Here is a 22,765-nt window from a genome sequence, read left to right on the forward strand (position 1 = left end):
GCTCAGGCGAATCCTCCGTTGCTCAGCAGTAGCTGGCCGTTCATCCACTGACCCTGCTCCGAGCAGAGGAAGTCGACCAGGTTGGCGGTGTCCTTCGGCGTACCCAGTCGGCCGAGCGGTGTCTGCTCGATCCCGCTCGCGCGGATCTCGTCGGTCATCCAGCCGGTGTCGATCGGGCCGGGGTTGATCACATTGGCGCTGATCCCGAGGTGGGCGAGTTCGCGGGCGGCGGCCAGCGTGATCCTGTCCAGCGCTCCCTTGCTCGCGCCGTACGGGAGGTTGTGGACGGTGTGGTCGCTGGTGAGCGCGATGATCCGGCCGGTCCCGGGTACGCCGGTGAAGCGGCGGCCGAACTCGCGGATCAGCAGCCAGGTCGCCCGCGCGTTCACGGCGAAGTGCCGGTCGAAGCTCTCGACGGTCGTGTCGAGGATGCTCGAGGCGACCGATTCGCAGTGACACATGACCAGCGCGGTGACGTTGCCCAGTCGCTCCTCGGCCTGGTCGAAGATCCGCTCGGGTGCTCCGGTGTCGATCAGGTCGGCCTCGATCGGGACGGCCCGGGCGCCGAGGCCCTCGAGCTCCACGGTGATCTCCTGGGACGCACTCGATTCCACGCCCCAGTGCATCCGCTCGTCGTACGCCGTCCAGTAGGTGAAGGCGAGGTCCCAGCCGGAGGCCGCGAGTTTGCGGGCGATGCCGGCGCCGATCCCGACGGTGCGGCCGACGCCGGTGACGAGCGCCACAGGTCGTTGCTGTGCCAAGGTCATGGCGGCGATCCTGGCGTCCGGCAGCCAGGTGGGCAACCGGATTTTGTGTCCGCCGCGCGGTCCATCTACGACGCGCTGCTCTGCTTGCCTATGGCACCTACTTTCGCCGGTACCACCGGCGGGACCTGCTGCTCGCGTACGTCGCGCTCAACGTCGGCGTGCTCGCGGTCACCGCGATGCTGGCCGGCAGCGGCGCCGGAATGGGACTCGGGCTCGGGCTGTTCGCCATCCTGTCGATCATCCGGCTCCGCTCGGACTCGATCACCCAGGAAGAGGTGGCGTACTACTTCATCTCGCTCGCGATGGGCCTGGTCAACGGCCTGCACCCCGGGCCGTTCTGGCTCGCGCCGGCGCTGAGCTTCCTGCTCGTCGCGTTGATGTACGTCGTCGACCACCCGCGGCTCACGCTCCGGTCGCGCCGGCAGAAGGTCGTCCTCGACCAGGCGTACCCGGACGTCCGCGACATCGGCCCGGCGCTGGAGCGGCTGCTCCGGGCCGACATCCGGTACTTCGTCGTCCTCGACCTGGACCTGGTCACCGACACCACCGTCGTCGACGTCCGTTACCGGGTTCGCACCGCCGGTCCGCACGCCGTGAACGCCGTACGGCGGTTCGAGCGGTTCGCATCATGAGCCGCCGGGTGCTGGCGGCGATGTCCGGGGTGCTCACCCCACTGCCGCCGATCACGCTCGACGAGGTGCTCGCGGAGGCGACGCTGCAGACCCGGGTGGATCGCAAGTACCTGGTGCCGACCGGGACGTCCGTCGAGTTGGTGACCCGGTTGCGCGACCGGTTCGCCGTACTGGAGATCGACGGGCAGCGGTGTTTCCGGTATGAGTCGGTGTACTTCGACACGCCGTCACACGGCCTGTACCGGCAGCACCTGCAGCGGCGGCGGTACCGGTACAAGGTGCGCACGCGGTCGTATCTGGACAGCGGGGAGTGCAGCTTCGAGGTGAAGCTGAAGGGCAACCGGTCCGAGACGGTCAAGTCGCGGATGCCGTATCCACTCGCCGATCGGGCCCGGTTGACCGAGCCGGCCTGGCGGTTCCTTGCCGAGCAGCTGCGAACGGCGTACGGCGTCGGTGTCGACCATCGACTGCGGCCCGCGCTGACCACGACGTACCGGCGGAGCACGTTGGTCAACCGGGTCGAGCACGCCCGGCTGACCTGCGACATCGACCTGCGGTTCTTCGACGGTGACGCCGCGCTGCTCAATCCTCAGTTGCGCGCCAACCCGTGGCACCGAACGCTGCGCCAGCTCACTCCGAGTGGATGATGTGTGCGTCCGGTCCCGGGAAGAAGAGGGACTCGGTGTCGGTGTCGGTCCAGTGCACCAGGTACGGCGGAGCGCCGTTCGGGTCGTGGACCTCGACGATCTCGCCTTGCCGCCGGTGCGCCATCACGTGAGTGCCCTCGACGATCACTGTGTCACCCGCCGCCGCCTTCATCGGATTGCCTCCCTCAGCTGTGTGCCTGACGAGCTCACTACCAGCTTGGCCCCACACCCCCCGCCAGCACCAGACGTCAGTGGATGTCGGCGGCGAGTCGGGCGGCGAGGACGGCGAAGATGCCGGCACAGATGCGCTCGAGGCGGCGGCGGACCGTGCTGCCGGCGCGGAACAGCGTGGCGGCAAGGCTGCCCGCCAGCAGGCCGGCCGACGCGTCGACCGGGAAACCGACCGCGATGAAGACCGCGCCGAGGACCAGGAACTGGATCGTGACCGGCCAATTGTCCGCGCCGGTGCTGACGAACTGCGGCACGAACGCCAGGTAGAACAAGATGACCTTGGGGTTGGCGAGGTTGGTCAGCGTCGCCATCACGTAGGTCTTCCGGAGCGTCCGCTTGGGCAGCTCGAGGACCTCGTCGTCGGCTTCACCGACCGGCTGCCGGCTGGCCCGCCAGGTCAGATAGGCGAGGTACAGCAGGAACGCCGCCCCGGCGATGCGTACGCCGTTCAGCACCTGGGGCGCGGCCTGGATCAGCGCACCGAGCCCGAGTGCGGCGGCCACGGTGTGCACGGCCAGCCCCGTCGACATCCCGGCCGCCGCGACTACCCCGGCCCGTCGTCCGCCGACGGCCGCGTTCGCGATTATGAACAACATGTCTGGCCCGGGCACGATACTCACGAAGAACACCGCGACCACGAACCCCAGCACGATCGAGAGCTCCATCCGCACATCCTCACCCGCGCGGTACGTCGCCTTCCACGAGTTTCCACCCACTGAACACCGGGGTACCGGCTCCCCATGGCTGACTACGAGGCGTCGAGAACAGTGGATGTGGCGTCGAACGTCCTGTTCGACTTCTTGAGCGACGTCGAGCGGCTGCCGGAGTACCTTCCACAGGTCGATCGGGCGCACCTGCTGCACGACGTCCCGCCGCCGAGCGAGCCGTACCAGCTGCCCGAGCCGGGGGAGACCGGGGTCGAGAACGTCGAGGTCGACGTCCGTCCGGACGGCGACCAGCAGGTGCACGGCAAGGCGTGGATCAAGGTCGTCCAGCACGGCCGGAAGCTGCAGTGGGGTGCGCCGGGCAGCCACGACTACCACGGTGAGCTGGACGTGGATTTCATCGCGGATGGGACGTCGAGAGTGACGGTCCGGCTGCACACCGAGCACGCCGGCGGACCGGACGTCGAGCGGCAGCTTCAGGAGACCCTCGCGACGATCAAGGCATCCGCCGAGGGCCGGCATCCGCCGGAAAGTGGCGAGCCCGAGGCCTGAGATCCGGGGGTGCTGTTCAGCCCTGTTCGGGTAGGCTTTGTCGAAGCGCTTCGACGGACGAGAGGCAACCGCGGTGAAGTTCAGCGACGGGTTTTGGCAGCTGCGGGCAGGGATGGCGCGGCTGCGGCCGGCCGAGGTCGAGAGTGTCGAGGCGGGGGAGCGCGAGCTCACCGTGTTCGCGCCGGCCAAACGGATCGAGCGGCGCGGGGACACACTCAACCAGCCGGTCTTCACGGTCACCTTCTCCTCACCCGCGCGCGGGGTGATCGGCGTCCGGATCGCCCACCATCTCGGTGGGCTGCCCGGGCGGCCGGCGTACCGGCTGAACACCGACGGCGAGCATCCGGTGAAGGTGGAGGCCGGTCCCACCGAGGCGCGGCTGACCTCGGGTGAGCTGAGCGTGATCGTCCGCCTGGACGGCCCGTGGAACGTCCGGTTCGAGCAGGACGGGCGGCCGCTGACGAACTCGGGTGCGCGCAGCATCGGGCTGATCACCGACCAGGACGGCCGCACCTATCTGCACGAGCAGCTCGCGCTCGGTGTCGGCGAGACGATCTACGGACTCGGCGAGCGGTTCGGTCCGCTGGTGAAGAACGGTCAGGTCGTCGACTCCTGGAACGCCGACGGCGGCACGTCCAGCGAGCAGGCGTACAAGAACGTCCCGTTCTACCTGAGCAGCAAGGGGTACGGCGTTCTGGTCGACACCCCGGCGCGGGTGTCGTTCGAGCTCGGTTCCGAAGTCACGTCACGCAACCAGTTCAGCGTCGAAGGCCAGGAGCTCTCGTACTACGTCTTCGCGGGACCGACCCCGAAGGACGTGCTTCGGCGCTACACCGGACTCACCGGCCGGCCCGCGCGCGTCCCCGCGTGGTCGATGGGTCTGTGGTTGTCGACGTCGTTCACCACCGACTACAGCGAGGAGACGACGCGCGAGTTCGTCGACGGGATGGCCGAGCGCGACCTGCCGCTGAGCGTCTTCCACTTCGACTGTTTCTGGATGCGGCAGTTCCACTGGTGCGACTTCCTCTGGGACCCGGTCGCGTTCCCGGATCCGGCCGGGATGGTGCGCCGGCTGAAGGAGCGCGGCCTGCGCGTCAGCCTGTGGATCAACCCGTACATCGCGCAGCGCTCGATCCTCTTCGAGGAGGGCCGCCGGCTCGGCTACCTGCTCAAGCGTCCGGACGGCTCGGTCTGGCAGTGGGACATGTGGCAGGCCGGGATGGCGATCGTCGACTTCACCAACCCGGACGCGACCGCTTGGTACCGGGCCAAGCTGCAGGCCTTGATCGACCTGGGCGTCGACTGTTTCAAAACCGACTTCGGTGAACGGATCCCGACCGATGTCGCCTGGTACGACGGCTCGGACCCGCAGCGCATGCACAACTACTACCCGCACCTCTACAACGAGGCCGTCTTCGGGCTGCTGGAGGAGAACCGCGGCGAAGGCGAGGCGGTGCTGTTCGCCCGCTCGGCGACGGCCGGTGGGCAGCAGTTCCCGGTGCACTGGGGCGGCGACTGCGAGTCGACGTTCGAGGCGATGGCGGAGTCGTTGCGGGGCGGGCTGTCGCTGGCCGCGTCCGGGTTCGGCTACTGGAGTCACGACATCGGTGGTTTCGAGGGCACACCCGATCCGGCGATCTTCAAGCGGTGGGTGCCGTTCGGCTTGCTCTCGTCGCACTCGCGGCTGCACGGATCGTCGTCGTACCGGGTGCCGTGGGCGTTCGACGACGAGGCGGTCGACGTACTGCGGAAGTTCACCAAGCTGAAGCTGTCACTGATGCCGTACCTGATGACGGCCGCGGCCGAGGCGCATCAGGACGGCGTACCGATGATGCGGCCGATGATTCTGGAGTTCCCCGACGACCCGGCCGTCGCCTACCTGGACCGCCAGTACATGCTCGGGCCGTCCCTCCTCGTCGCACCGGTGATGAGCTTCACCGGTGAGGTGTCCTTCTATCTCCCCGAGGGCACGTGGACGGACCTGCTCACCGGCGATCGGCTCACGGGCCCGCGCTGGGTCCAGCAAACCCATGGCTTCGACACAGTGCCGCTGCTGGTCCGCGAGGGCGCCGTCATCCCCATCGGCGCGGTCGACGACCGGCCCGAGTACGACTGGTCCACGGACGTCGAACTCCGCTGGTTCGCCCCGACCGAAGGGCAGACGACCCTCGCGAGGCTCCCGGATGCCGTGATCGAGCTCAACCTGCGGGACGGGCGGGTTGACACCCGTGTGGTCGAAGGGGTCTGCGAGCGCCACACGGTGAAGCTCTGTTGAGGCTACGAGGTCGCGCCGGTGTACCGCCGTACCCCTAGCCGCCACAGGAGCAGGGTTCCCGTCGCGAAGCCGGAGCCCAGCAGGACCGACTCCGAGCTACGCGAACGCAGCCTGACCCGGTTGCGAGCCGACGCGGCCCTGGTCGCGTACCTGGACTGGCGCAGTCACACGGTCAGCGCTTCCAGTACGACGTCACCCGCGGAGAAGACCACATAGAGCGTGTGGACGCCGGTCTGCGCGACTTCCCCGGAGACGTAGGCCAGCTGCGAGGACGGCTGGACCTGCAGAGTGTCGAGCAACTCGCCGTGCAACGGGTCGTCCAGTCGTAGCTCGATGGTCGCCGGTGTGGTGCCTCGATTGGCGACGGAGGCCTGGTACGACGTACGCCTCAGCTCGATGTCGTCGTACGAGAGCCAGGCGCCGGGTTCGAGTGAGATGACGGCGTCGCCGCGGTCGGGTGCCGCGGTGGTCAGCGTGATCGCGGAGTACTCGTCGAAGCTGGTGGCGGCGAGGTGGTCGAGCGAGCGCGGTGGGATGCGTTCGGCTTGGACGTCGAGGGTCGCGGCGAGCCGGGTGTCGGTGCTGGAGCGGCCGACCATGATGCTGTGCCGGGCGGTCTCGACGCAGTGGCGATCCCTGGTCACATCCCAGAAGCCGAGGTCGGACGCGGCGATGGTCAGCTCGACGTCGGTGCTCTCACCAGGGAGCAGCGACAGTCGCCGGAAGCCACGCAACTGCCGCAACGGTTGCTTGACGCGTGAGCGTTGCTGGTGCGTGTAGAGTTGCGCGACTTCGCTGCCCGCCCGAGTACCGGTGTTCGTCACCGTGAACGTGACGCGCACTTCGCCGTCCGCCGGGATCGAGGCCGAGCTGAGGCGCAGATCGCCGTACGCGAAAGTGGTGTAGCTGAGCCCGTGGCCGAACGGGTACAGCGGCATGCCGCGGTAGTACAGGTACGTCGCATCCGTCGCGATGATGTCGTAGTCGAGCAGGTCCGGCAGATCGGCGGCGGAGTGGTACCAGGTCTGCGTCAAGCGACCAGCGGGATCCGCGTCGCCGAACAGTACGTCGGCCAGCGCGCGACCGTATTCCTGCCCGCCATGCGCGGACCACAGCAGAGCCGGGAGGTTCTGCTGCGCCCACCCGACAGCGAACGGGTAGCTGCTGGTCACCACGAGCACCGTCCGCGAGTTCGCCGCGTGCACGGAACGGAGGAGGCGGTCGTGGGCCTTCGGCAGGTCGAGGTCACGGCGGTCCTCGGTCTCCCGGCCGTTGACCATCGGGTGGTTGCCGAGGACAACGATCGAGACATCGGCCCGCGCGGCCACCTTCGCAGCTTCGGCGGCACCGTCGACCAGCACTTCGAGCTCGAAGTCCGTGCCGGACTCGCTGAGGCTGACCGCGCCGTCCACGTGCAGGAAGCGACCGCTGTTCAGGTGCAGCACCCGGATCGTGCCGGCCGTCTCGATCAGGCGGAAGGTCTGCTTCACCTCCCACCCGTTCGGGCCGGGCTGATCCGCCACCAACGAGCCGTCATCGGTGACGGTCAGGTGCTGCCCGTTCCGCACCGCCCGCAGCGCACACGCGTCACCACCCCAGTCGAACAGGTCGAACCACTTGTGCTCGTCCTCGTCGGCCCGCAGTACGCCGTCCGCCCCGATGGTGAGGTACGACGTCGAGCCGGCGACGCGGAGCGCGACCCGGTCGACGCCCTCGCAGTACTCGACCCGGTCCTCGCCCAGTCGTTCGACCAGGCCGTCGAACGCGGTGATCTGGTACGGCAGGGTCCCGGCGTACCAGTCGGCCGAGAGCGTGTTGGCGAGCGGCCCGATGACGGCGAGGCGTTTGATGGCGGAGGCGTTGAGGGGGAGTACCTGGCACTCGTGCTTGAGCAGCACGATCGACTGCCGGGCCGCCTCGTGCGCGAGCTGGCGGTGGGCAGGGCAGTTGACCAGGTCAGGTTCGAGCGAACGGTAGGGGTCGAGCTCGGCCGGGTCGAACTCGCCGAGCCGGAAGCGGATCGCGAGTGCGTGCCGGACCGCGGTGTCGACGTCGGCGACCGTGATCAGGCCGCGGTCCATCGCCTCGGTGAGCTTCTCGATCGACGGTCCGGAATCCTTGTCGTCCTGGGTGAAGCTGTCCACACCGGCCTTGAGGGCGGCGGCGTACGCGGTCGGGCCGTCGGGGTGGTACTGCTGCAGCCCGTACAGGTTCGCCGGCGCGTACGCGTCACTGACCACAAGCAGGTCGTCGTCGGTCCACGCGCGCAGCACGTCGTTGATCAGCGGGCTCAGGTGCGCGGGCCGTCCGTTCACCAGGTTGTACGACGGCATGACCGCAACGGCCGCACCGGCGTCGATCGGGGCGCGGAACGCGGGCAGTTCGTAGTCGTGCAGCACGCGGGGCGGCAGGTTGCTCGAGGTCGTGCAGCGATCGGTCTCGTTGTTGTAGGCAAGGAAATGCTTGAGCGTCGGGGCCGTCTTCAGCCGCGTGGCGTGATCGCCGGCCAGGCCGCGGCCGTACGCGGTGGCGATGACCCCGGTCAGCCAGGGATCCTCGGCGTACCCCTCCTCGTTGCGGCCCCAGCGGGGGTCGCGGAGGGGGTTCACGACCGGCGCCCAGACGTTCAGACCGACCGCGGCGGGGTCCTTCTGGTGGAAGACGCGGACCTCGTCGCCAACCGCGGAGCCGATGGCGCGGACCAGGTCCGGGTTCCAGGTGGTGGCCAGACCGATGGCCTGCGGGAACACGGTGGCAGGTCCGTGCCAGGCGATGCCGTGCAGAGCCTCGGTGCCGGTCCGGAAGAGGTCCAGGCCGAGGCGGTGGACCGGCGCCTGATGCTGGTGCAGCAGAGCCAGCTTCTCGCCGGTGGTCAGCCGGGCGAGCAGGTCGTCGAGCCGTTCCCGCAGCGGCCGCGCCGGGTCGCGGAACGGTGGGTTCTGGGCGGGAGTGCTCATCGGCGTCGACTCCACTGCGGCTGTGCGTCGAAGCGCTTCGACCGCTCACCGCGGGCGGTCGATCGAAGCGCTTCGACGGTCTGGGCGAAAAAAGCCGTCTCGGCCAGTGATGGCCGTACTACGACGGAGTGATCAAGAGGGTTGCATCCCCAGCCGGACTGGTCAAGACCTGGCAGACGCTTTCCGTTGTTTACAAAGGACTGGGCAGGTGGCCAGTCGTCAACGGCGCGAGCGCTTGAGCCGTGGCGCCGAGGGGAGTCGCGGTGTGCGGGAAGGTCGACGCGACGACGGTGCAACCGCCCGCTTCCGGGGCGATGGCGGACTCGTGCAGCGCCTTCGTGATGGCGGGGGAGAGGTGCGGAGCCAGCAGGGCGTAGGCGCCGCCGAGCACGACGTACTCCGGGTTGAGGATGTTGACGAGGGCGGCGACGCCGTGACCCAGATGGGTGCCGGCCTCGCTGAGGATCTTGGTGACCGCCGCCTCGCCGTCGTCGGCTCGGCGGATGAGGTAGTCGAGCTGGATCTGCGGATCGGGGTCGGTCAGCCCGTCGATCCGCGACAGGATCGCCGGCAGGCTGGCGAGCGCCTCCAGACAGCCGCGACGCCCGCAGCCGCAGAGCGGCCCGTCCGCGACCAGGCGGAGATGGCCGATCTCACCGACGTACCCGAGGTGTCCTTTGAGTGGGCGTCCGTCGACGATGATGCCGGCGCCGACTCCGGTGTCGCCGGCGAGTTGGATGAGATTCTCGGAGCCGGCCAGCGGCCCGTAGAGATGTTCGGCCAGTACGGCGAGCGACGCGTCGTTGTCGACCGTCACCGGGATGTCCGGCCGCCCGAGCGCGGCCGCGAGGTCTGCCTGCAGCGGCACATCGCGCCAGCCCAGACCAGCAGCGAGTACGACCGAACCGTCCCGGTTCACCAATCCGGGCACACCCACGGTGATGCCCAGCACTCGCCGGCTCGACGACTGCACGGTCGTGATCGCACGCCGGGCCAGTGCTGCCACCGCGGCGACAGTCTTCGCAGGCCCCGCGTCGACACCGGGCCCCGCGCGGTGCCAGCGCAGCACCTGCTCGCCGGCGGTGTCGTAGGCGAGTGCGGTCAGACCTCGCGCGCTGACCTCGATCCCGATCGCGGCGTACGCCGATCCGTCCAGGACGAGTAGGGTCGCGGGCCGGCCGACATGGTTCTGGGTCTGCTGGGTCTCGCGGACCAGCCGGCGGTCGAGCAGGTCGGACACGATACTCGTCACAGTCGCCTTGTTGAGCCCGGTCCCGGACGCGATCGCGGCCCGCGAGCACGGCGCCTGGCGGCGCAGGAAACCCAGCACGGCGGCCAGGTTGGTGGCGCGGATGTCCGTGTGGTCCGCGGTCTGTGTGGTCAAGGTCCGTTCCGTTCGGCTCGTCCAGTGGACTCAGTTCTACACCTTGTCGTGCTCTCGTGTCTGCGTTAATTTGTTTGGCTACCAGCCCAACTAATTCTAGGCCAAGAAATCCAGGAGAGCCATCGTGACCGGATCAGTGGGCGGCAACACAAGCCGCCGGACGTTCATCTCCCTGCTCGGCGCGGGTGCCGCGGCGGCCGCCGGCGGCGTCACGCTGGCCGGTTGCTCGGACGGCGGCTCCGGGTCATCGACCGGGGGCCGGGCCGAGACCGAGGACAAGCTGTCCGGGTTGCTGCCGAAGTACATCCCGTACGAGTCGGTCAAGCCGGACCTGCCGGGTGAGAACGGCGCCTCGCCGGGGTTCACCAAGTACCCGGCCGAGCTGAAGCGGGCCGTGCCGGACAAGGCGGTCACCAGCGGCAAGGAAGTCTCCGCCATGACCCCGCTGTGGAGCCCGCCGCCGCCCGGGCTCGGCAAGAACAGCTACTACGACGTGAACAACGAGCGGATCGGCGCGCCGGTCCGGTTCAACATCCTGAACGGCAACGACTACGGTGACAAGCTCGGCCCGATCCTTGCGGCGGGCAACGTGCCGGAGCTGCTCTGCATCCCGGGCTGGAACATCGCCTCGCTGACCCGGTTCGGCCAGGCCGTGGACAAGCTGTTCGAGGACCTGACGCCGTACCTGGCCGGTGACAAGGCGTCGGCCTACCCGATGCTCGCCAACCTGCCGACCAGGGCCTGGGCGTACGGCGTCTGGAACAACCAGCTCAAGGCGGTGCCGTTCCCCTCGGACGGCTTCCCCTGGATGATGATGTACCGCAAGGACATCTTCGACCAGTTCGGCGCGGAGCCGCCGAAGAACGCCGACGACCTGCTGGCGCTGGGCAAGCAACTGACCGACCCGAAGGCGGGCCGGTGGGCGTTCGGGTCGGTCGCCGACGAGATCCACCGGGCGTTCGGGGTGCCGGGCGGCTGGAGCAAGGACCCGAGCGGCAAGTTGGTGCGAGGGCTCGAGACGCCGCAGTTCGAGGAGGCGGTGGCGTTCATCCGGAAGCTGTTCCAGTCGGGTTACGTGCACCCCGAGGTGGTTGCCAACTCGGCGGATGAGAACGCGCTGTTCGAGGGCGGCAAGTTCCTGATCCGGCAGAACGGGCTGGGTGGCTGGGGCGAGTCGCTGCAGCGGCAGCAGACGGTCAACCCGAAGTTCAACCCCCAGCCGGTCATGCCGTTCGCACACGACGGCGGGACGCCGATCACCTGGGGCGGCGATCCCGCCGGCATCTTCACCTTCGTGAAGAAGGGGCTCGGCGAGGCTCGCGTGAAGGAGCTGCTCGGCGTTCTCAACTACACCTCCGCTCCGTTCGGCACCGAGGAGTACCAGCTCTACAACTACGGGCAGGAGGGCAAGCACTACACCAAACAGCCGTCCGGTGCGCCGAAGCTCACCGCGCTGGGACAGAAGGAGGTGTCGCAGACCTACATCTTCCTCGGCGGCCGGCCGGTGGCCATCACCCAGAGCGAGTACCCGGGGTATGTCGAGTCGATGAGTGCCTGGCAGAACGCCGCTGCGAAGGTCCGAGAGAAGAACCTCTTCGACGGGATCCGGGTCGAGCAGCCGGCCAAGATGGCAGCGCTGAACCAGCCGTTCGACGACAAGCTGCAGGACATCTACCGCGGCCGCCGCCCGGTCAGCGAGCTGAAAGCCGCGATCAAGGAATGGCAGACCAACGGCGGCAACGAGGGCCGGGACTTCTACGCGAAGGTGCTCAGTGACAACGGTCGCTAAGAATCCTGTGAGTACGGCGCCGGCTGAAGCGAAGCGTCCGCCGGCGCCGCGACGGAAGCGTCCGCGAGGTGGAGCGAGCCTGCGGCATCGGTGGGCGCGGGACTGGCCGCTGCTGTTGATGGTGCTGCCGGTGGTCGTGCTGCTCGGGGTGTTCCACTACTTCCCGACTCTGGGCAATGTGATCGCGTTCCAGGACTACTCGCCGTACGTCGGGATCCGCGGCAGTGAGTTCATCGGCTTCGCCAACTTCAGCCGGATGTTCTCCGAGCCGGCGTTCTGGCAGGCGGCGGCCAACACGCTGACGATCACCGCCGTCCAGTTGGTGTTCTTCTTCCCGATTCCGATCGCGCTGGCGTTGCTGCTGAACAGCGTGTTGTCGGCCAAGCTCCGCAACGTCATCCAGGGCATCGTGTACCTGCCGCACTTCTTCTCGTGGGTACTGGTCGTGTCGCTGTTCCAGCAGATGATCGGCGGTGGCGGGCTGCTGGCGCAGTCGCTGCGGAACAACGGCTACCAGGCCGTCGATCTGATGACCAGGCCGGACACGTTCATCCTGCTGGTCACCGCGCAGTCGATCTGGAAGGACGCCGGCTGGGGGATGATCGTGTTCCTCGCGGCGTTGTCGACGATCAACCCGGCGCTCTACGAGGCGGCCGCGGCCGATGGCGCGAACCGCTGGCGCCGGCTGTGGCACATCACGCTGCCGGGACTGCGGCCGGTGATCGTGCTGCTGCTCATCCTGCGGCTGGGTGACGCGTTGACGGTCGGTTTCGAGCAGTTCATCCTGCAGCGCAGCGCGGTCGGCGCGGATGCCGCCGAGGTGCTCGACACGTACGTCTACTACCAGGGCCTGCTCGTCGGCGACTTCGGGTACGGCGCCGCCGCCGGCCTGTTCAAGGGTGTCGTTGGGCTCGTCCTGGTCCTGGTGGCCAACCGATTCGCTCACATGGTGGGCGAGCAGGGGGTGTATTCGCGCTCATGACGACAAGAGCCGTCTGGGAGGAAGAGCCGACCGCTGTCGGCCGGGTGGGCAAGCCGGTGGTGCTGGCCCTGATCGCACTCGCGGTCGCGTTTCCGCTGTACGTCGTGGTCGTCACGAGTCTGTCCAGCACCGAAGCCGTGACCAAGGCCGGCGGGCTGGTCGTCGTACCGCGGGACCTGACGATCGCGGCGTACGTGCAACTGCTGTCGGGTGGGGTGGTCACGCGGGCCCTGGTGATCAGCGTGCTGATCACCTTGATCGGTACGGCGTTCAGCCTGTGGGTCACCGTGCTGGCGGCTTACGGGCTGTCCCGGCCGGGGTCATTGTTCCACCGGCCGTTGCTGTTCGTCGTCCTGCTGACGTTCCTGTTCGGGCCGGGCATCATCCCGAGCTACCTGCTGGTGAACTCGCTCGGGCTGATCGACAGCTACGCGTCGCTGATTCTGCCGACCGCGGTGTCGGCGTTCAACCTGATCGTGATGCGGGCGTTCTTCATGGCGATCCCGGCCGAGTTGATCGACAGTGCGCGGATCGACGGAGCGGGAGAGTTCGCGATCCTGCGCCGGATCGTGATGCCGCTGTCGAAGGCGGTCGTGGCCGTGGTCGGGCTGTTCTACGCGGTCGGCTACTGGAACGCGTTCTTCAATGCGCTGCTCTACCTGAACGACAACAACAAGTGGCCGTTGCAGATGGTGCTTCGGACGTACATCGTCGAACAGCAGGCACTGCCCACCGGCGCCGGCGGAGTGGCCACTGGCGTCGGCCTCGGATTGGCGCCGGCGCCTGGTCTGGCGATCAAGATGGCGATCGTGGTGATCGCGATCGTCCCGGTCCTGCTGGTCTACCCGTTCATCCAGCGCCACTTCACCAAGGGCGTCATCATCGGCGCAGTCAAGGGGTGACATGTCTCTTCCACGCAGGCACTTCCTTGCCCTGAGCACCGGTACGGCGCTGGTCGCCGCGACTGCTGGTCGGGCCGAGGCGACTGAGTCGACCAGGTACCGATGGCGGAACGTGGAGATCGTCGGTGGAGGGTTCGTCACCGGGATCATCCACCACCCGCGGAAACGTGGACTCGTCTACGCACGAACGGACATCGGGGGAGCGGCGCGCTTCGACAACCGGACGCAGCGGTGGGTGCAGTTGCTGCACTGGCTCGGCTGGGACGAGTGGAACTGGACGGGGGTCGAGAGCCTCGCGCTGGACCCCGCGGATCCTGATCGCCTGTACCTTGCCGTCGGCACCTACACCAGCGACTGGGCGCCGAGCAACGCCGCGATCCTGATCTCCACCGATCAGGGCCGGAGCTTCCGCCGGACCGACCTGCCGTTCAAACTCGGCGGCAACGAACCGGGCCGCTCGATGGGCGAGCGACTCGTGGTCGACCCCCGCGACGGCCGGGTGTTGTTCCTCGGCACCCGCGGCCACGGCCTGTGGCGCAGCGCCGACCGAGGCAGGAGCTGGGCACGGGTCGACAGCTTCCCGGCCACCGGCACGGCCGGAATCGGCATCGGCTTCGTCTTCTTCGACCCGCGGAACGGCACGGTCTACGCCGGCGTAGCGGACCCGGCGGCCGGCCTGTATCGCAGCACCGACTCGGGCCGGACCTGGGCGCCGGTGCCGGGGCAGCCGACCGGACTGTTGCCGCACCACGGCGAATTAGGGGCCGACGGCAACATCTATCTGACCTACGGCGACCGGCCCGGACCGTACGAGATGTACGACGGCGCCGTTCACAAACTGGACACCGCGACCGGTAGGTGGACCGACATCACGCCGCTCCGGCCGAACACCGGCGGTGAGGCCGGTTTCGGGTACGCCGGTCTCGCGACGGATCCACGTCGTCCGGGCACGGTGATGGTGTCGACCATGAGTCGCTGGGGTCCGGTCGACGACATCTTCCGGTCGGTCGACGGCGGCAGTACCTGGCACTCGATCGCTGAGCGGATCGAGCTGGACACGTCCGGAGCGCCGTACCTGAACTTCCACGGCACGCCCAAGCTGGGCTGGATGATCGGGGACATCTCGATCGATCCGTTCGACTCGGACAAGGTGCTGTACGTCACCGGTGCGACGATCTTCGGCACGGACGACGTCACCGAGGCCGAGGCTGGTCGCAGTACGCACTGGTCGGTGCGGGCGCAGGGGCTGGAGGAGACCGCCGTACTCGATCTGATCAGTCCGCCCTGGGGGCCGCCGTTGATCAGCGCACTCGGCGACATCGGCGTGTATCGACACGACCGGCTGGACGTCGTACCGCCGGACGGACAGGCGTCGAATCCAGTCAGTGGGACGTCACCGAGTCTCGACTACGCGGCGCTGTCACCCGGTTTCGTCGTCCGGCTGGCCAACGCCGGGGCCGGCGAGCATGGTGCGTACTCGACCGACGCCGGGGTGTCGTGGCAGCCCTTCCTGGGTGAGCCGGCCGGCCTGACGCAGACAGGACAGATCGCGGTCAGTGCCGACGCCCGAACGTTGCTATGGGCACCGGGTGACGTGCCGCCGCACTACTCGCGCGACCGGGGGACCACGTGGACGATTGTCGACAATCTGCCGGTCAACAGTGCGGTTGTCGGCGATCGGGTTGACGCGCGGTTGTTCTATGCCTTCGATCCGGCGACGGGTACGGCGTACGCGAGCACGAACGGCGGTGCCACCTTCTCGGTCACGGCGACCGGGCTGCCGACTGGGGCGGGGAAGCTGGAGACCGTGCTGGATCGGGCCGGGCACTGCTGGCTCGCGGCCGGTGCGGGCGGGTTGTATCGCTCGGTCGACCGGGGGCTGACGTTCTTGCCGGTGGCGACCATCGAGGAGGCGCATACGGTCGGCTTCGGCAAAGCGGCGCGTGGTCGGTCCGACATGGCGGTCTACACGTCGGGCAAGGTGAGCGGGGTTCGTGGGATCTTCCGGTCCGACGACAGCGGCCGCTCGTGGGTGCGGGTGAACGACGACCGGCATCAGTACGCGTGGACCGGTGCGGCGATCACCGGCGACCCGCGCGTCTACGGTCGCGTCTACATCTCGACGAACGGGTTCGGCATTCCGTACGGGGAGCCGGTATGACGCGACTTTGGTACGGCGGCGACTACAACCCGGAGCAGTGGGATCCAGCGGTGTGGAAGGAGGACGTCGACCTGATGCGTCAGGCCGGCGTCAACCTCGTCACCGTCGGCGTCTTCTCCTGGTCGAGTCTCGAGCCGTCGCCCGGAGTCTACGAGTTCGGTTGGCTGGACCGCGTGCTGGACCAGCTGCACGACGCCGGTGTGAGTGTGGACCTGGCCACGCCGACCGCTTCCCCGCCGCCGTGGTTCAGCCGGTTGCATCCGGAGGCGTTGCCGGTGATGGCCGACGGCGTACGGCTGACGCATGGGAGCCGGGACACGTACTGCGCTTGCGCGCCGGCCTACCGTTCGGCGGCGGCAGGCATCGCTCGGGTCCTGGCTGAGCGGTATCACGATCATCCGGCGCTGGCTCTTTGGCACGTGCACAACGAGTACGGGACGACGTGTCATTGCTCGTTGGCGGCCGAGCGGTTTCGCTCGTGGCTGCGGGAACGGTACGGCTCGCTCGATCGGCTGAACGATGCGTGGACGACGGCCTTCTGGAGCCAGGGATATTCCGACTGGCAGGACATTCAGCCGCCGCGTCGTACGCAGTACCTGGTGAATCCGACCCACTTCCTGGATTACCGGCGGTTCTGGTCGGACGAGTTGCTGGCCGCGTTTCTCGAGCAGAAGGCGGAGATCCGGGCACGGTCGCCGTTGCCGATCACCACGAACTTCGTCTTCGGTGGTTGGGTTCCCGTCAACCATGCCCAGTGGGCGTCCGCCGTCGATGTGGTTGCCATCGACCACTATCCGAGCCGGACGGATCGAGGCGCCGAGGAGCAGACCGCGTTCGGCGCCGATCTCGCCCGGTCGTGGGCCGGTGGGAAGCCGTGGCTGCTGATGGAGCAGGCTGCGGGAGCGCTGAACGACGGGCAGCGGCTGCATCCGAAGGAGCCGGGGCGGATGGCGCGGCACAGTCTGTCGCACATCGCGCGCGGGTCGGGTGGAGCGCTGTTCTTCCAGTGGCGGGCATCGCGGGGTGGGGCGGAGATGTACCACTCGGCTCTGGTGCCGCACGCCGGCGCGTCCTCGCGGGTGTTCCGCGAGGTCGCAGCCCTGGGCGCGGAGCTGCCTTCGCTGGCTGAAGTGGCGGACGCGGAGGTTGTCGCCGACGTTGCCGTCTTGTGGGATGTCGAGTGCTGGTGGGCGATGCAGGGGACGCACCTGCCGTCATCCTCACTCGACTATCTCTCCGCTGTGCAGGATGCGCATCGGCACTTCTGGCGTGCCGGTGTGACGGTCGACTTCGCGGCTCCTTCGGCGGACTTGTCGGCGTACCGGCTCGTGGTGGTGCCGTCGTTGTACTTGATCAGCGATGAGGCGGCCGCGTCGCTCGCGGCGTATGTAGAGGGCGGCGGGCAGTTGGTGGTCGGATACTTCAGTGGCATCGTGGACCCCTCTGTACGCGTGCGGCTCGGGGGGTATCCGGGCGCTTTCGCGTCGCTGCTCGGGGTGCGGGTGGAGGAGTTTCATCCGCTGCCCGCGGACGGTGTAGTGGAGCTGTCGTCCGGTGGTCGGGGGCGAGTGTGGAGCGAGGACGTGGAGGCCGTGTCGGCCGAGGTGGTCGATCGGTACGTCGGGGGAGTGCTCGACGGGAAGCCTGCGATCACCCGACGACAGGTCGGCGCCGGGACCGCTTGGTATATCTCGACCTCAGTGGATTTCGACACCGCCGCCGGCCTTTTCGGTCTGTCCTCGTCGGAGGTGGAAACGGTACGCCGCCGCTCGGGCGACATCACGTGGACGTTCCTGCTCAACCACGGCGACGCGGAGGTCGTCGTACCCGCTGAGGGGGTCGAGCTGATTTCAGGAGCCGCCGTGGACGGCTCGCTGTCGTTGCCGGCCGGCGGTTACGCCGTGGTGAGGTCGCCGTGAGGGGCTTCGCAGGTGCTGCCGCGGGCGATGAGCTTCGGCGGGAGCAGGGTCAGCTCGGGTACGTCGCCACCCTCCAACTTGGCGATCAGCGACTCGACTGCCTGTCCGCCGATCCGCTCCGCCGGAATCGTGACCGACGACAGCTGCGGGACCTGCCGCTCGGCCACGTCGTCCGCGCAGATCGCCATCAGGGACATGTCCTCGGGGACACGGCGTCCGAGTCGCCGCAGGACGTCGAGCAGCGGGCCGATGATCGGCTCGTTCTGCACCACCAGGCCGGTGATGCCGGGGTGGTCGCGCAGCAGCTGCTCGACCGTGCCGAGGATCGCGTCGAAGGTGTGCTCACAAGGGGTCTCGACGCCCAGGACACCCCGTCGTTCGGCCGCTTCGGAGAATCCGGTCAAGGTGCGTTGCGCGAAGCCGGTCTGGCGTTCGTACACGGCGGACGGCGTACCGAGCAAGGCGAGCGATCGGTGCCCGAGGTCGGCCAGGTGGTCGACACAATGGGCGCCGGCGGCAACGAAGTCGAGGTCGATACAGGTCAGGCCCTCGGCATCGGCCGGGTACCCGATCAGCACCGACGGCATCGGCAGCTCCCGCAGGACCGGAACCCGCTCGTCGTGCAGCTCGACGTCCATCACCACCAGCGCGTCCACGAGCGAGCTCTGCGCGACCCGCTCCAGACCGTCCGGTCCTTCGTCCGCGGTCAGCAGCAGTACGTCGTGGTCGAACCGGCGGGCCGTGGTCACGACCGCGGCGGCGAACTGCATCATCACCGGGACGTGCATGCCAGTGCGCAGCGGGATCACCAGTGCGAGCACGTTGGACCGCTGGCTGGCGAGCGCGCGGGCACTCGCGTTCGGCCGGTAGCCGAGCGCGCGGACACTGCGCTGGACCCGTTCGCGGGTGTCGGAGGAAATCGTCCGCTTCCCGCTGAGTACGTAGGAGACCGTGCTGGCCGCGACCCCGGCGTGCCGGGCGACGTCCGCGATCGTGACCATCGTGGTGCTCCTTTTCTTTGGTTCGTCCAGTCATACCTCAGTCGAAGCGCTTCGACTCGCAGCAACAGCGTCGAGTCGGGAATTCCCCTGTGTCAAGCCCCTGCATCATCTCAACGCCCACGGATGAGAGGAACAGCAATGACAAAGTGGTGGAAAGCAGTGGTCGCAGTGGTGACAGTAGTCGCGGCGGGCCTGGTGGCCGCCGTACCCGCCCAGGCCGCGGCCTGGGCGTCCTCGGACAAGTGGGGCACCTGGTCCAACGGTGGCTACACGGTCCGCAACAACGTCTGGGGCGGCGGCGCCGGCCCGCAGACCATCTGGGCCAACTCCTACAGCAACTGGGGTGTCTGGGCCAACCACCCGAACACCGGCGGCGTGAAGTCGTATCCCCACTCCGCCCGCTACATCGGCAGGCGAGTCAGCGCCATCGGGTCGCTGACCAGCAACTTCAACGTGTCCCGGCCCGGTAGCGGTGCCTATGCGACGACGTACGACATCTGGGCCGACAACAACGCCTACGAGATCATGATCTGGATGAACAAGCAGGGTGCCGTCGGCCCGATCGGCTCCCGGCAGGCCACCGCCAGCGTCGGCGGCCACACCTGGGACATCTACCGCGGCAGCAACGGCGCGAACGCGGTCTTCTCCTTCATCCGCACCTCCAACATCAACGCCGGCTCGGTCGACATCAAAGCCGTCCTGAACTGGATCCGTGGCCGCGGCTGGATGGGCGACGCCACCGTCAGTGAAGTCCAGTTCGGCTTCGAGATCACCTCCTCGTCCGGCGGCCTCAACTTCGCCTCCAACTCCTTCTCCGTCAGCTCCTCCTGACCCAACCCGGTCCCGACCTGATTCCCCACGCTCGGAGCAGCTGCCGGGCGTGGGGATCAGTTGTAGGTGCGGCGGAGGATGCGGGTTGCCCCACAGACTCTGCGGGTATGACGCTCAGCCGCACCGGACCGTGGTCGACAGTGAATGCCGGGGTCAGCTCGCGTCGCGGGCGAGCGAGCGTGATGCCGAAAAGGACCAGCACCATCCCGAGCCCCTGCGGGATGGTGAGCGTGTCGCCGGACAGCGTCAGTCCGAGGACGGCGCCGGTCAACGGGTTGAGTAGGCCGATGAGGCCGACCGTGGCGGTGGTGAGGTGGCGGAGACCGACGAACCACGCGGTGAAGGCCAACGCGGTGGCGATCAGGCTGACGTACGCGAACGCGCCGGCGGCCGACCGGTCGAGGCTCGGCGGCGTGCCCTCGATCACGATGGCGAAGGGGATCAGCACCAGCCCACCGGCGATGAGTTGCCAGGAGGTGGTGGCCAGCGGACCGTCGGTGCCTCCCCACTTCTTCGCCAGGACGTACCCGCACGACGACATCGTCATCGCGGCCAGGGAGGCGGCGACGCCGCGGAGATCCACCCCCGACGCCCCGGCGCCGAGCATCAGGTAGACACCGGCGATCCCGGCCGCGGCGCCGACGAGCACCGGAAGGGTCGGGCGTTCGGCAAGCAGCGCCCACGCGAATCCCGCCATGGTCAACGGTGACGCGGACATGATCGTCGACGCGAGGCTGACCGGCAGCAACTGCGACGCGAGGTAGATGAGAGCGAAGAAGGCGCCCATGTTGCAGACACCGAGCAGCAGAGAACGCCACCACCATGCGCCGCGCGGAAGGCGCCGGGCGATGCACAGCAACAGCAACCCGGCGGGCAGGGCACGGACGACCGCGCCGTACAAGGGATAACCGGCCGGCAGGTACTCGTGGGTGACGAAGTAGTTCGTCCCCCACGCGATCGGAGCGATCGCGGTGACGAGAACCCAGCGGAAGGTGTTTTCCATGGAAACTACTATATCTTCCTGGGAAGATATACTGTGCATCGTGACCGAGGACCATGTGGCGCGGATCCAGGCGGAGTGGCGGATCGAGCGGCCGGACGTCGACACCGGTCCGCAGGGGGTGATCGGCCGGCTGCACCGGATCGCGAACCACCTGACCGGCGAGCTGACCCTGGTCTATGCGAAGTACGGGCTGACCGAGGGGGAGTTCGACGTACTCGCGGCCTTGCGTCGCGCGGGTACGCCGTACGAGCGAGCGCCCGGCGAGATCGCGCTGCACACGATGGTGACGACGGGCGCCGTCACCAAACGGGTGGACCGGCTGGAACAAGCCGGTCTGGTGCAACGCCGGCGCAGCGATGAGGACGGCCGTGGCCGCGTCGTCCGGCTGACCCCGGCCGGACGACGCCTCTTCGACCGCGCGTTCACCGCTCACATGGCCAACGAGCGCCGACTGCTCGAAGCGCTCGATCAGCAGGAGGCTGAGCAGTTGGAGAAGCTGCTCACCACCTGGCTCGCCGCCTTGGAGCCCACGACCGACTGAAGTGCTTACTAGCCCACATCACCTACGCGACGTCGGGCCGTGTCATCAGCGGCGACCGCAGATGCAACGCCAGACTGGGGCCGGTCAAAGGCACGATGTTCCACGTCGCCACCGCTGTCCCCGCGTCGGCGTCGACCACCAGCCGAACCCGGTGCGGGGTGGTGATGACGTAAAGCTCGGCGACGAACGTGTTGCCCTGCCAGGCGCCGGCCGCGACGACAGGGCGGCCGAGCGGCGAACTTTCCCGCCATTCGCCGTGGCCGACCTCGACGTCGAGGGACGACCCGAGTCGCAGGAGCCATCCACTGTCCACGGGATCGACGATCACCGTGGTTCCGTCGGGCAGAGCCGAATCCTCGGCGGAGGCGTCAAGTCTCGCCTTGACGGAACGCTGCGGGGCGGCCGAACCCGGCACCGGCGCGAGTGACAGCCGCCGCAGCCGATCGGCGAGGATCTCGTCGTCCCGGGTGCTGTCCGCGGGGTCCATGCCGGGCAGCAGGCACTCCCAGATTGCGTCGAGTATTGCCTGCGGCTGCGTATTGGCGCCGGTCACGCCGACCACGAGATCGCGCGACGGGACGACCACGCAGAGCTGACCGAAGGAGCCGTCACCGTGGTAACCGTGACGCGACATCCAGAACTGGTAACCGTATCCGCAAAGGTAGTCGACGTCCCCCGACCCGTCCTTGAATGGCAGGGTATCGATGTGCCGTCGGGTCGCGAGCCGCACCCATTCGCGCGGGACGAGTTGCTGGTCTCCCCAAACGCCTCCACGCAGCAGCAGTTCACCGAAGGCGGCGACGGCCTCGGTCGTCAGGTGCAGTCCGTGGAATCCGAACGCGGCACCGCTCGCCACCCGGTCCCATTCGGCGTCGTCGACGCCCATCGGCTTGAATAGGCGCTCGTCGAGCAGCTCCGGCAGGCCGCGGCCCGTGACCCGTTCCACCATCCGAGCCAGGACGAAAGTGGTCGCGTTGTCGTAGGTGTGCCGGGTTCCCTCAGGCTCGGAGAACGGTACGCGCAGGAAGCCCTTCACCAGGTCGTCCGGTTCCAGTTGCCAGGCTTCGGTGAGGCTGTCCGTGCGGTGTCCGGCCGTCATGGACAGCAGGTGGTGAACGGTGAGGCGGCGTCCCTGCTCCGAGATGTCGGCCGGAACGTGGTCGGGCAACACGTCCACCACCCGATCGTCCAGCGAGAGCAGCCCGTCGCCGATCGCGAGCCCCACGGCGACCGAGGTGAACGACTTGGTCAGCGAGTAGAGCAGGTGCGGGCGTTCGGCGGAGTACGGCGCCCACCAGCCTTCGGCGACGACGTGACCGTGGCGTACGACCATGATGGAGTGACACTCGACGGATCGTGCTTCGAGCCGGTCCAGCAGCGCGGCGATCGAAGGGGACGACATCCCCGCGGCGGCCGGGGTCGAGCGCGGCAGTAGGGGCGCTGCGAAGGCATCCGGGAACCCTAACAAATCCGCGCAATCGAGTGGAGAGATTTAGCTGAGAGCTGGTCCGGTGCGGGTATACCTG

19 protein-coding genes are annotated in these 22,765 nt (G+C 68.2%); 11 read left to right on the forward strand and 8 right to left on the reverse strand.

The genetic code is table 11. The features are described from left to right. Positions 1 to 2: 2 nt before the first annotated feature. Positions 3 to 767: an SDR family oxidoreductase gene (locus tag AB0F43_RS30695; protein ID WP_360484585.1), complete on the reverse strand. Its 765-nt coding sequence runs from the start codon at positions 765 to 767 to the stop codon at positions 3 to 5. Here AB0F43_RS30695 and AB0F43_RS30700 point away from each other — a divergent pair. Together AB0F43_RS30700 and AB0F43_RS30705 are read left to right on the forward strand one after the other, a co-directional pair. After that, the gene (locus tag AB0F43_RS30700; RefSeq protein ID WP_360484588.1) at positions 755 to 1,399 is read left to right on the forward strand and encodes a DUF4956 domain-containing protein; all 645 of its coding nucleotides are present in this window, start codon (positions 755 to 757) and stop codon (positions 1,397 to 1,399) included. The two genes, AB0F43_RS30695 and AB0F43_RS30700, sit on opposite strands and share 13 nt — an antisense overlap. Beyond that, positions 1,396 to 2,046, forward strand: a complete 651-nt coding sequence (locus AB0F43_RS30705; protein ID WP_360484590.1) for a polyphosphate polymerase domain-containing protein — start codon at positions 1,396 to 1,398, stop codon at positions 2,044 to 2,046. Before AB0F43_RS30700 ends, AB0F43_RS30705 begins: the two co-directional genes overlap by 4 nt. On the opposite strand, the gene AB0F43_RS30710 is transcribed toward AB0F43_RS30705, so the two are convergent. Beyond that, entirely contained in the window at positions 2,030 to 2,218 is a 189-nt protein-coding gene (locus AB0F43_RS30710; RefSeq protein WP_360484593.1) for a DUF1918 domain-containing protein, read from the reverse strand. The two genes, AB0F43_RS30705 and AB0F43_RS30710, sit on opposite strands and share 17 nt — an antisense overlap. A 76-nt stretch (positions 2,219 to 2,294) precedes the next feature. Further along, positions 2,295 to 2,942, reverse strand: coding sequence for a LysE family translocator (locus AB0F43_RS30715; protein ID WP_360484596.1), 648 nt, complete (start codon positions 2,940 to 2,942; stop codon positions 2,295 to 2,297). 75 nt (positions 2,943 to 3,017) lie between these two features. Between AB0F43_RS30715 and AB0F43_RS30720 the strand changes: the two genes are divergently transcribed. Next, complete coding sequence (locus AB0F43_RS30720) at positions 3,018 to 3,494, forward strand: SRPBCC family protein (RefSeq protein WP_360484599.1); 477 nt, start codon at positions 3,018 to 3,020, stop codon at positions 3,492 to 3,494. Between the two features lie 73 nt (positions 3,495 to 3,567). Further along, positions 3,568 to 5,769, forward strand: coding sequence for an alpha-xylosidase (gene yicI, locus AB0F43_RS30725; protein WP_360484602.1), 2,202 nt, complete (start codon positions 3,568 to 3,570; stop codon positions 5,767 to 5,769). Between the two features lie 164 nt (positions 5,770 to 5,933). Here yicI and AB0F43_RS30730 read toward each other — a convergent pair whose 3' ends face one another. Further along, positions 5,934 to 8,726, reverse strand: a complete 2,793-nt coding sequence (locus AB0F43_RS30730) for a glycoside hydrolase family 3 C-terminal domain-containing protein (RefSeq protein WP_360484605.1) — start codon at positions 8,724 to 8,726, stop codon at positions 5,934 to 5,936. Positions 8,727 to 8,916: 190 nt separating this feature from the next. Next, a complete protein-coding gene (locus AB0F43_RS30735; RefSeq protein ID WP_360484608.1) occupies positions 8,917 to 10,110 on the reverse strand; it encodes an ROK family transcriptional regulator in 1,194 nt (397 codons plus the stop codon). A 124-nt stretch (positions 10,111 to 10,234) separates the two neighbouring features. On the opposite strand from AB0F43_RS30735, the gene AB0F43_RS30740 reads away from it, so the two are divergent. Genes AB0F43_RS30740 through AB0F43_RS30760 form a run of 5 tightly spaced genes read left to right on the forward strand, consistent with a single transcriptional unit; the run spans position 10,235 to position 17,863 of the window. Continuing rightward, positions 10,235 to 11,899, forward strand: coding sequence for an ABC transporter substrate-binding protein (locus AB0F43_RS30740; protein WP_360484611.1), 1,665 nt, complete (start codon positions 10,235 to 10,237; stop codon positions 11,897 to 11,899). Beyond that, positions 11,883 to 12,881, forward strand: coding sequence for an ABC transporter permease subunit (locus AB0F43_RS30745; RefSeq protein ID WP_360484614.1), 999 nt, complete (start codon positions 11,883 to 11,885; stop codon positions 12,879 to 12,881). The genes AB0F43_RS30740 and AB0F43_RS30745 overlap by 17 nt, the downstream gene beginning before the upstream one ends. Continuing rightward, entirely contained in the window at positions 12,878 to 13,783 is a 906-nt protein-coding gene (locus AB0F43_RS30750; protein ID WP_360484617.1) for a carbohydrate ABC transporter permease, read from the forward strand. The genes AB0F43_RS30745 and AB0F43_RS30750 overlap by 4 nt, the downstream gene beginning before the upstream one ends. Position 13,784: 1 nt before the next feature. Beyond that, on the forward strand, positions 13,785 to 15,944 hold the full coding sequence (locus AB0F43_RS30755) for a carbohydrate-binding protein (protein ID WP_360484620.1): 2,160 nt from the start codon (positions 13,785 to 13,787) through the stop codon (positions 15,942 to 15,944). Next, positions 15,941 to 17,863: a beta-galactosidase gene (locus AB0F43_RS30760; protein ID WP_360484623.1), complete on the forward strand. Its 1,923-nt coding sequence runs from the start codon at positions 15,941 to 15,943 to the stop codon at positions 17,861 to 17,863. Before AB0F43_RS30755 ends, AB0F43_RS30760 begins: the two co-directional genes overlap by 4 nt. On the opposite strand, the gene AB0F43_RS30765 is transcribed toward AB0F43_RS30760, so the two are convergent. Continuing rightward, positions 17,839 to 18,864 (reverse strand): LacI family DNA-binding transcriptional regulator, encoded by a 1,026-nt coding sequence (locus AB0F43_RS30765; RefSeq protein ID WP_360484626.1) that lies wholly within the window; start codon positions 18,862 to 18,864, stop codon positions 17,839 to 17,841. The two genes, AB0F43_RS30760 and AB0F43_RS30765, sit on opposite strands and share 25 nt — an antisense overlap. Positions 18,865 to 19,002: 138 nt before the next feature. Here AB0F43_RS30765 and AB0F43_RS30770 point away from each other — a divergent pair, with 138 nt between their 5' ends. Next, positions 19,003 to 19,695, forward strand: coding sequence for a hypothetical protein (locus AB0F43_RS30770; protein ID WP_360484629.1), 693 nt, complete (start codon positions 19,003 to 19,005; stop codon positions 19,693 to 19,695). Here AB0F43_RS30770 and AB0F43_RS30775 read toward each other — a convergent pair. After that, entirely contained in the window at positions 19,682 to 20,698 is a 1,017-nt protein-coding gene (locus tag AB0F43_RS30775; RefSeq protein WP_360484632.1) for an EamA family transporter, read from the reverse strand. The genes AB0F43_RS30770 and AB0F43_RS30775 overlap by 14 nt on opposite strands. Before the next feature lie 40 nt (positions 20,699 to 20,738). Here AB0F43_RS30775 and AB0F43_RS30780 point away from each other — a divergent pair, with 40 nt between their 5' ends. Further along, positions 20,739 to 21,239 carry a MarR family transcriptional regulator gene (locus tag AB0F43_RS30780; protein WP_360484635.1) on the forward strand — a complete coding sequence of 167 codons (501 nt, stop codon included), beginning with the start codon at positions 20,739 to 20,741 and terminating at the stop codon, positions 21,237 to 21,239. A 22-nt stretch (positions 21,240 to 21,261) separates the two neighbouring features. Here the strand turns inward: AB0F43_RS30780 and AB0F43_RS30785 are convergent, their stop codons facing one another. Continuing rightward, on the reverse strand, positions 21,262 to 22,641 hold the full coding sequence (locus tag AB0F43_RS30785; RefSeq protein WP_360484638.1) for a serine hydrolase domain-containing protein: 1,380 nt from the start codon (positions 22,639 to 22,641) through the stop codon (positions 21,262 to 21,264). Between the last annotated feature and the right edge of the window lie 124 nt (positions 22,642 to 22,765).

Origin of the sequence: Kribbella sp. NPDC023972 (genome assembly GCF_040639075.1) — a bacterium.
Taxonomy (GTDB): Bacteria; Actinomycetota; Actinomycetes; order Propionibacteriales; family Kribbellaceae; genus Kribbella.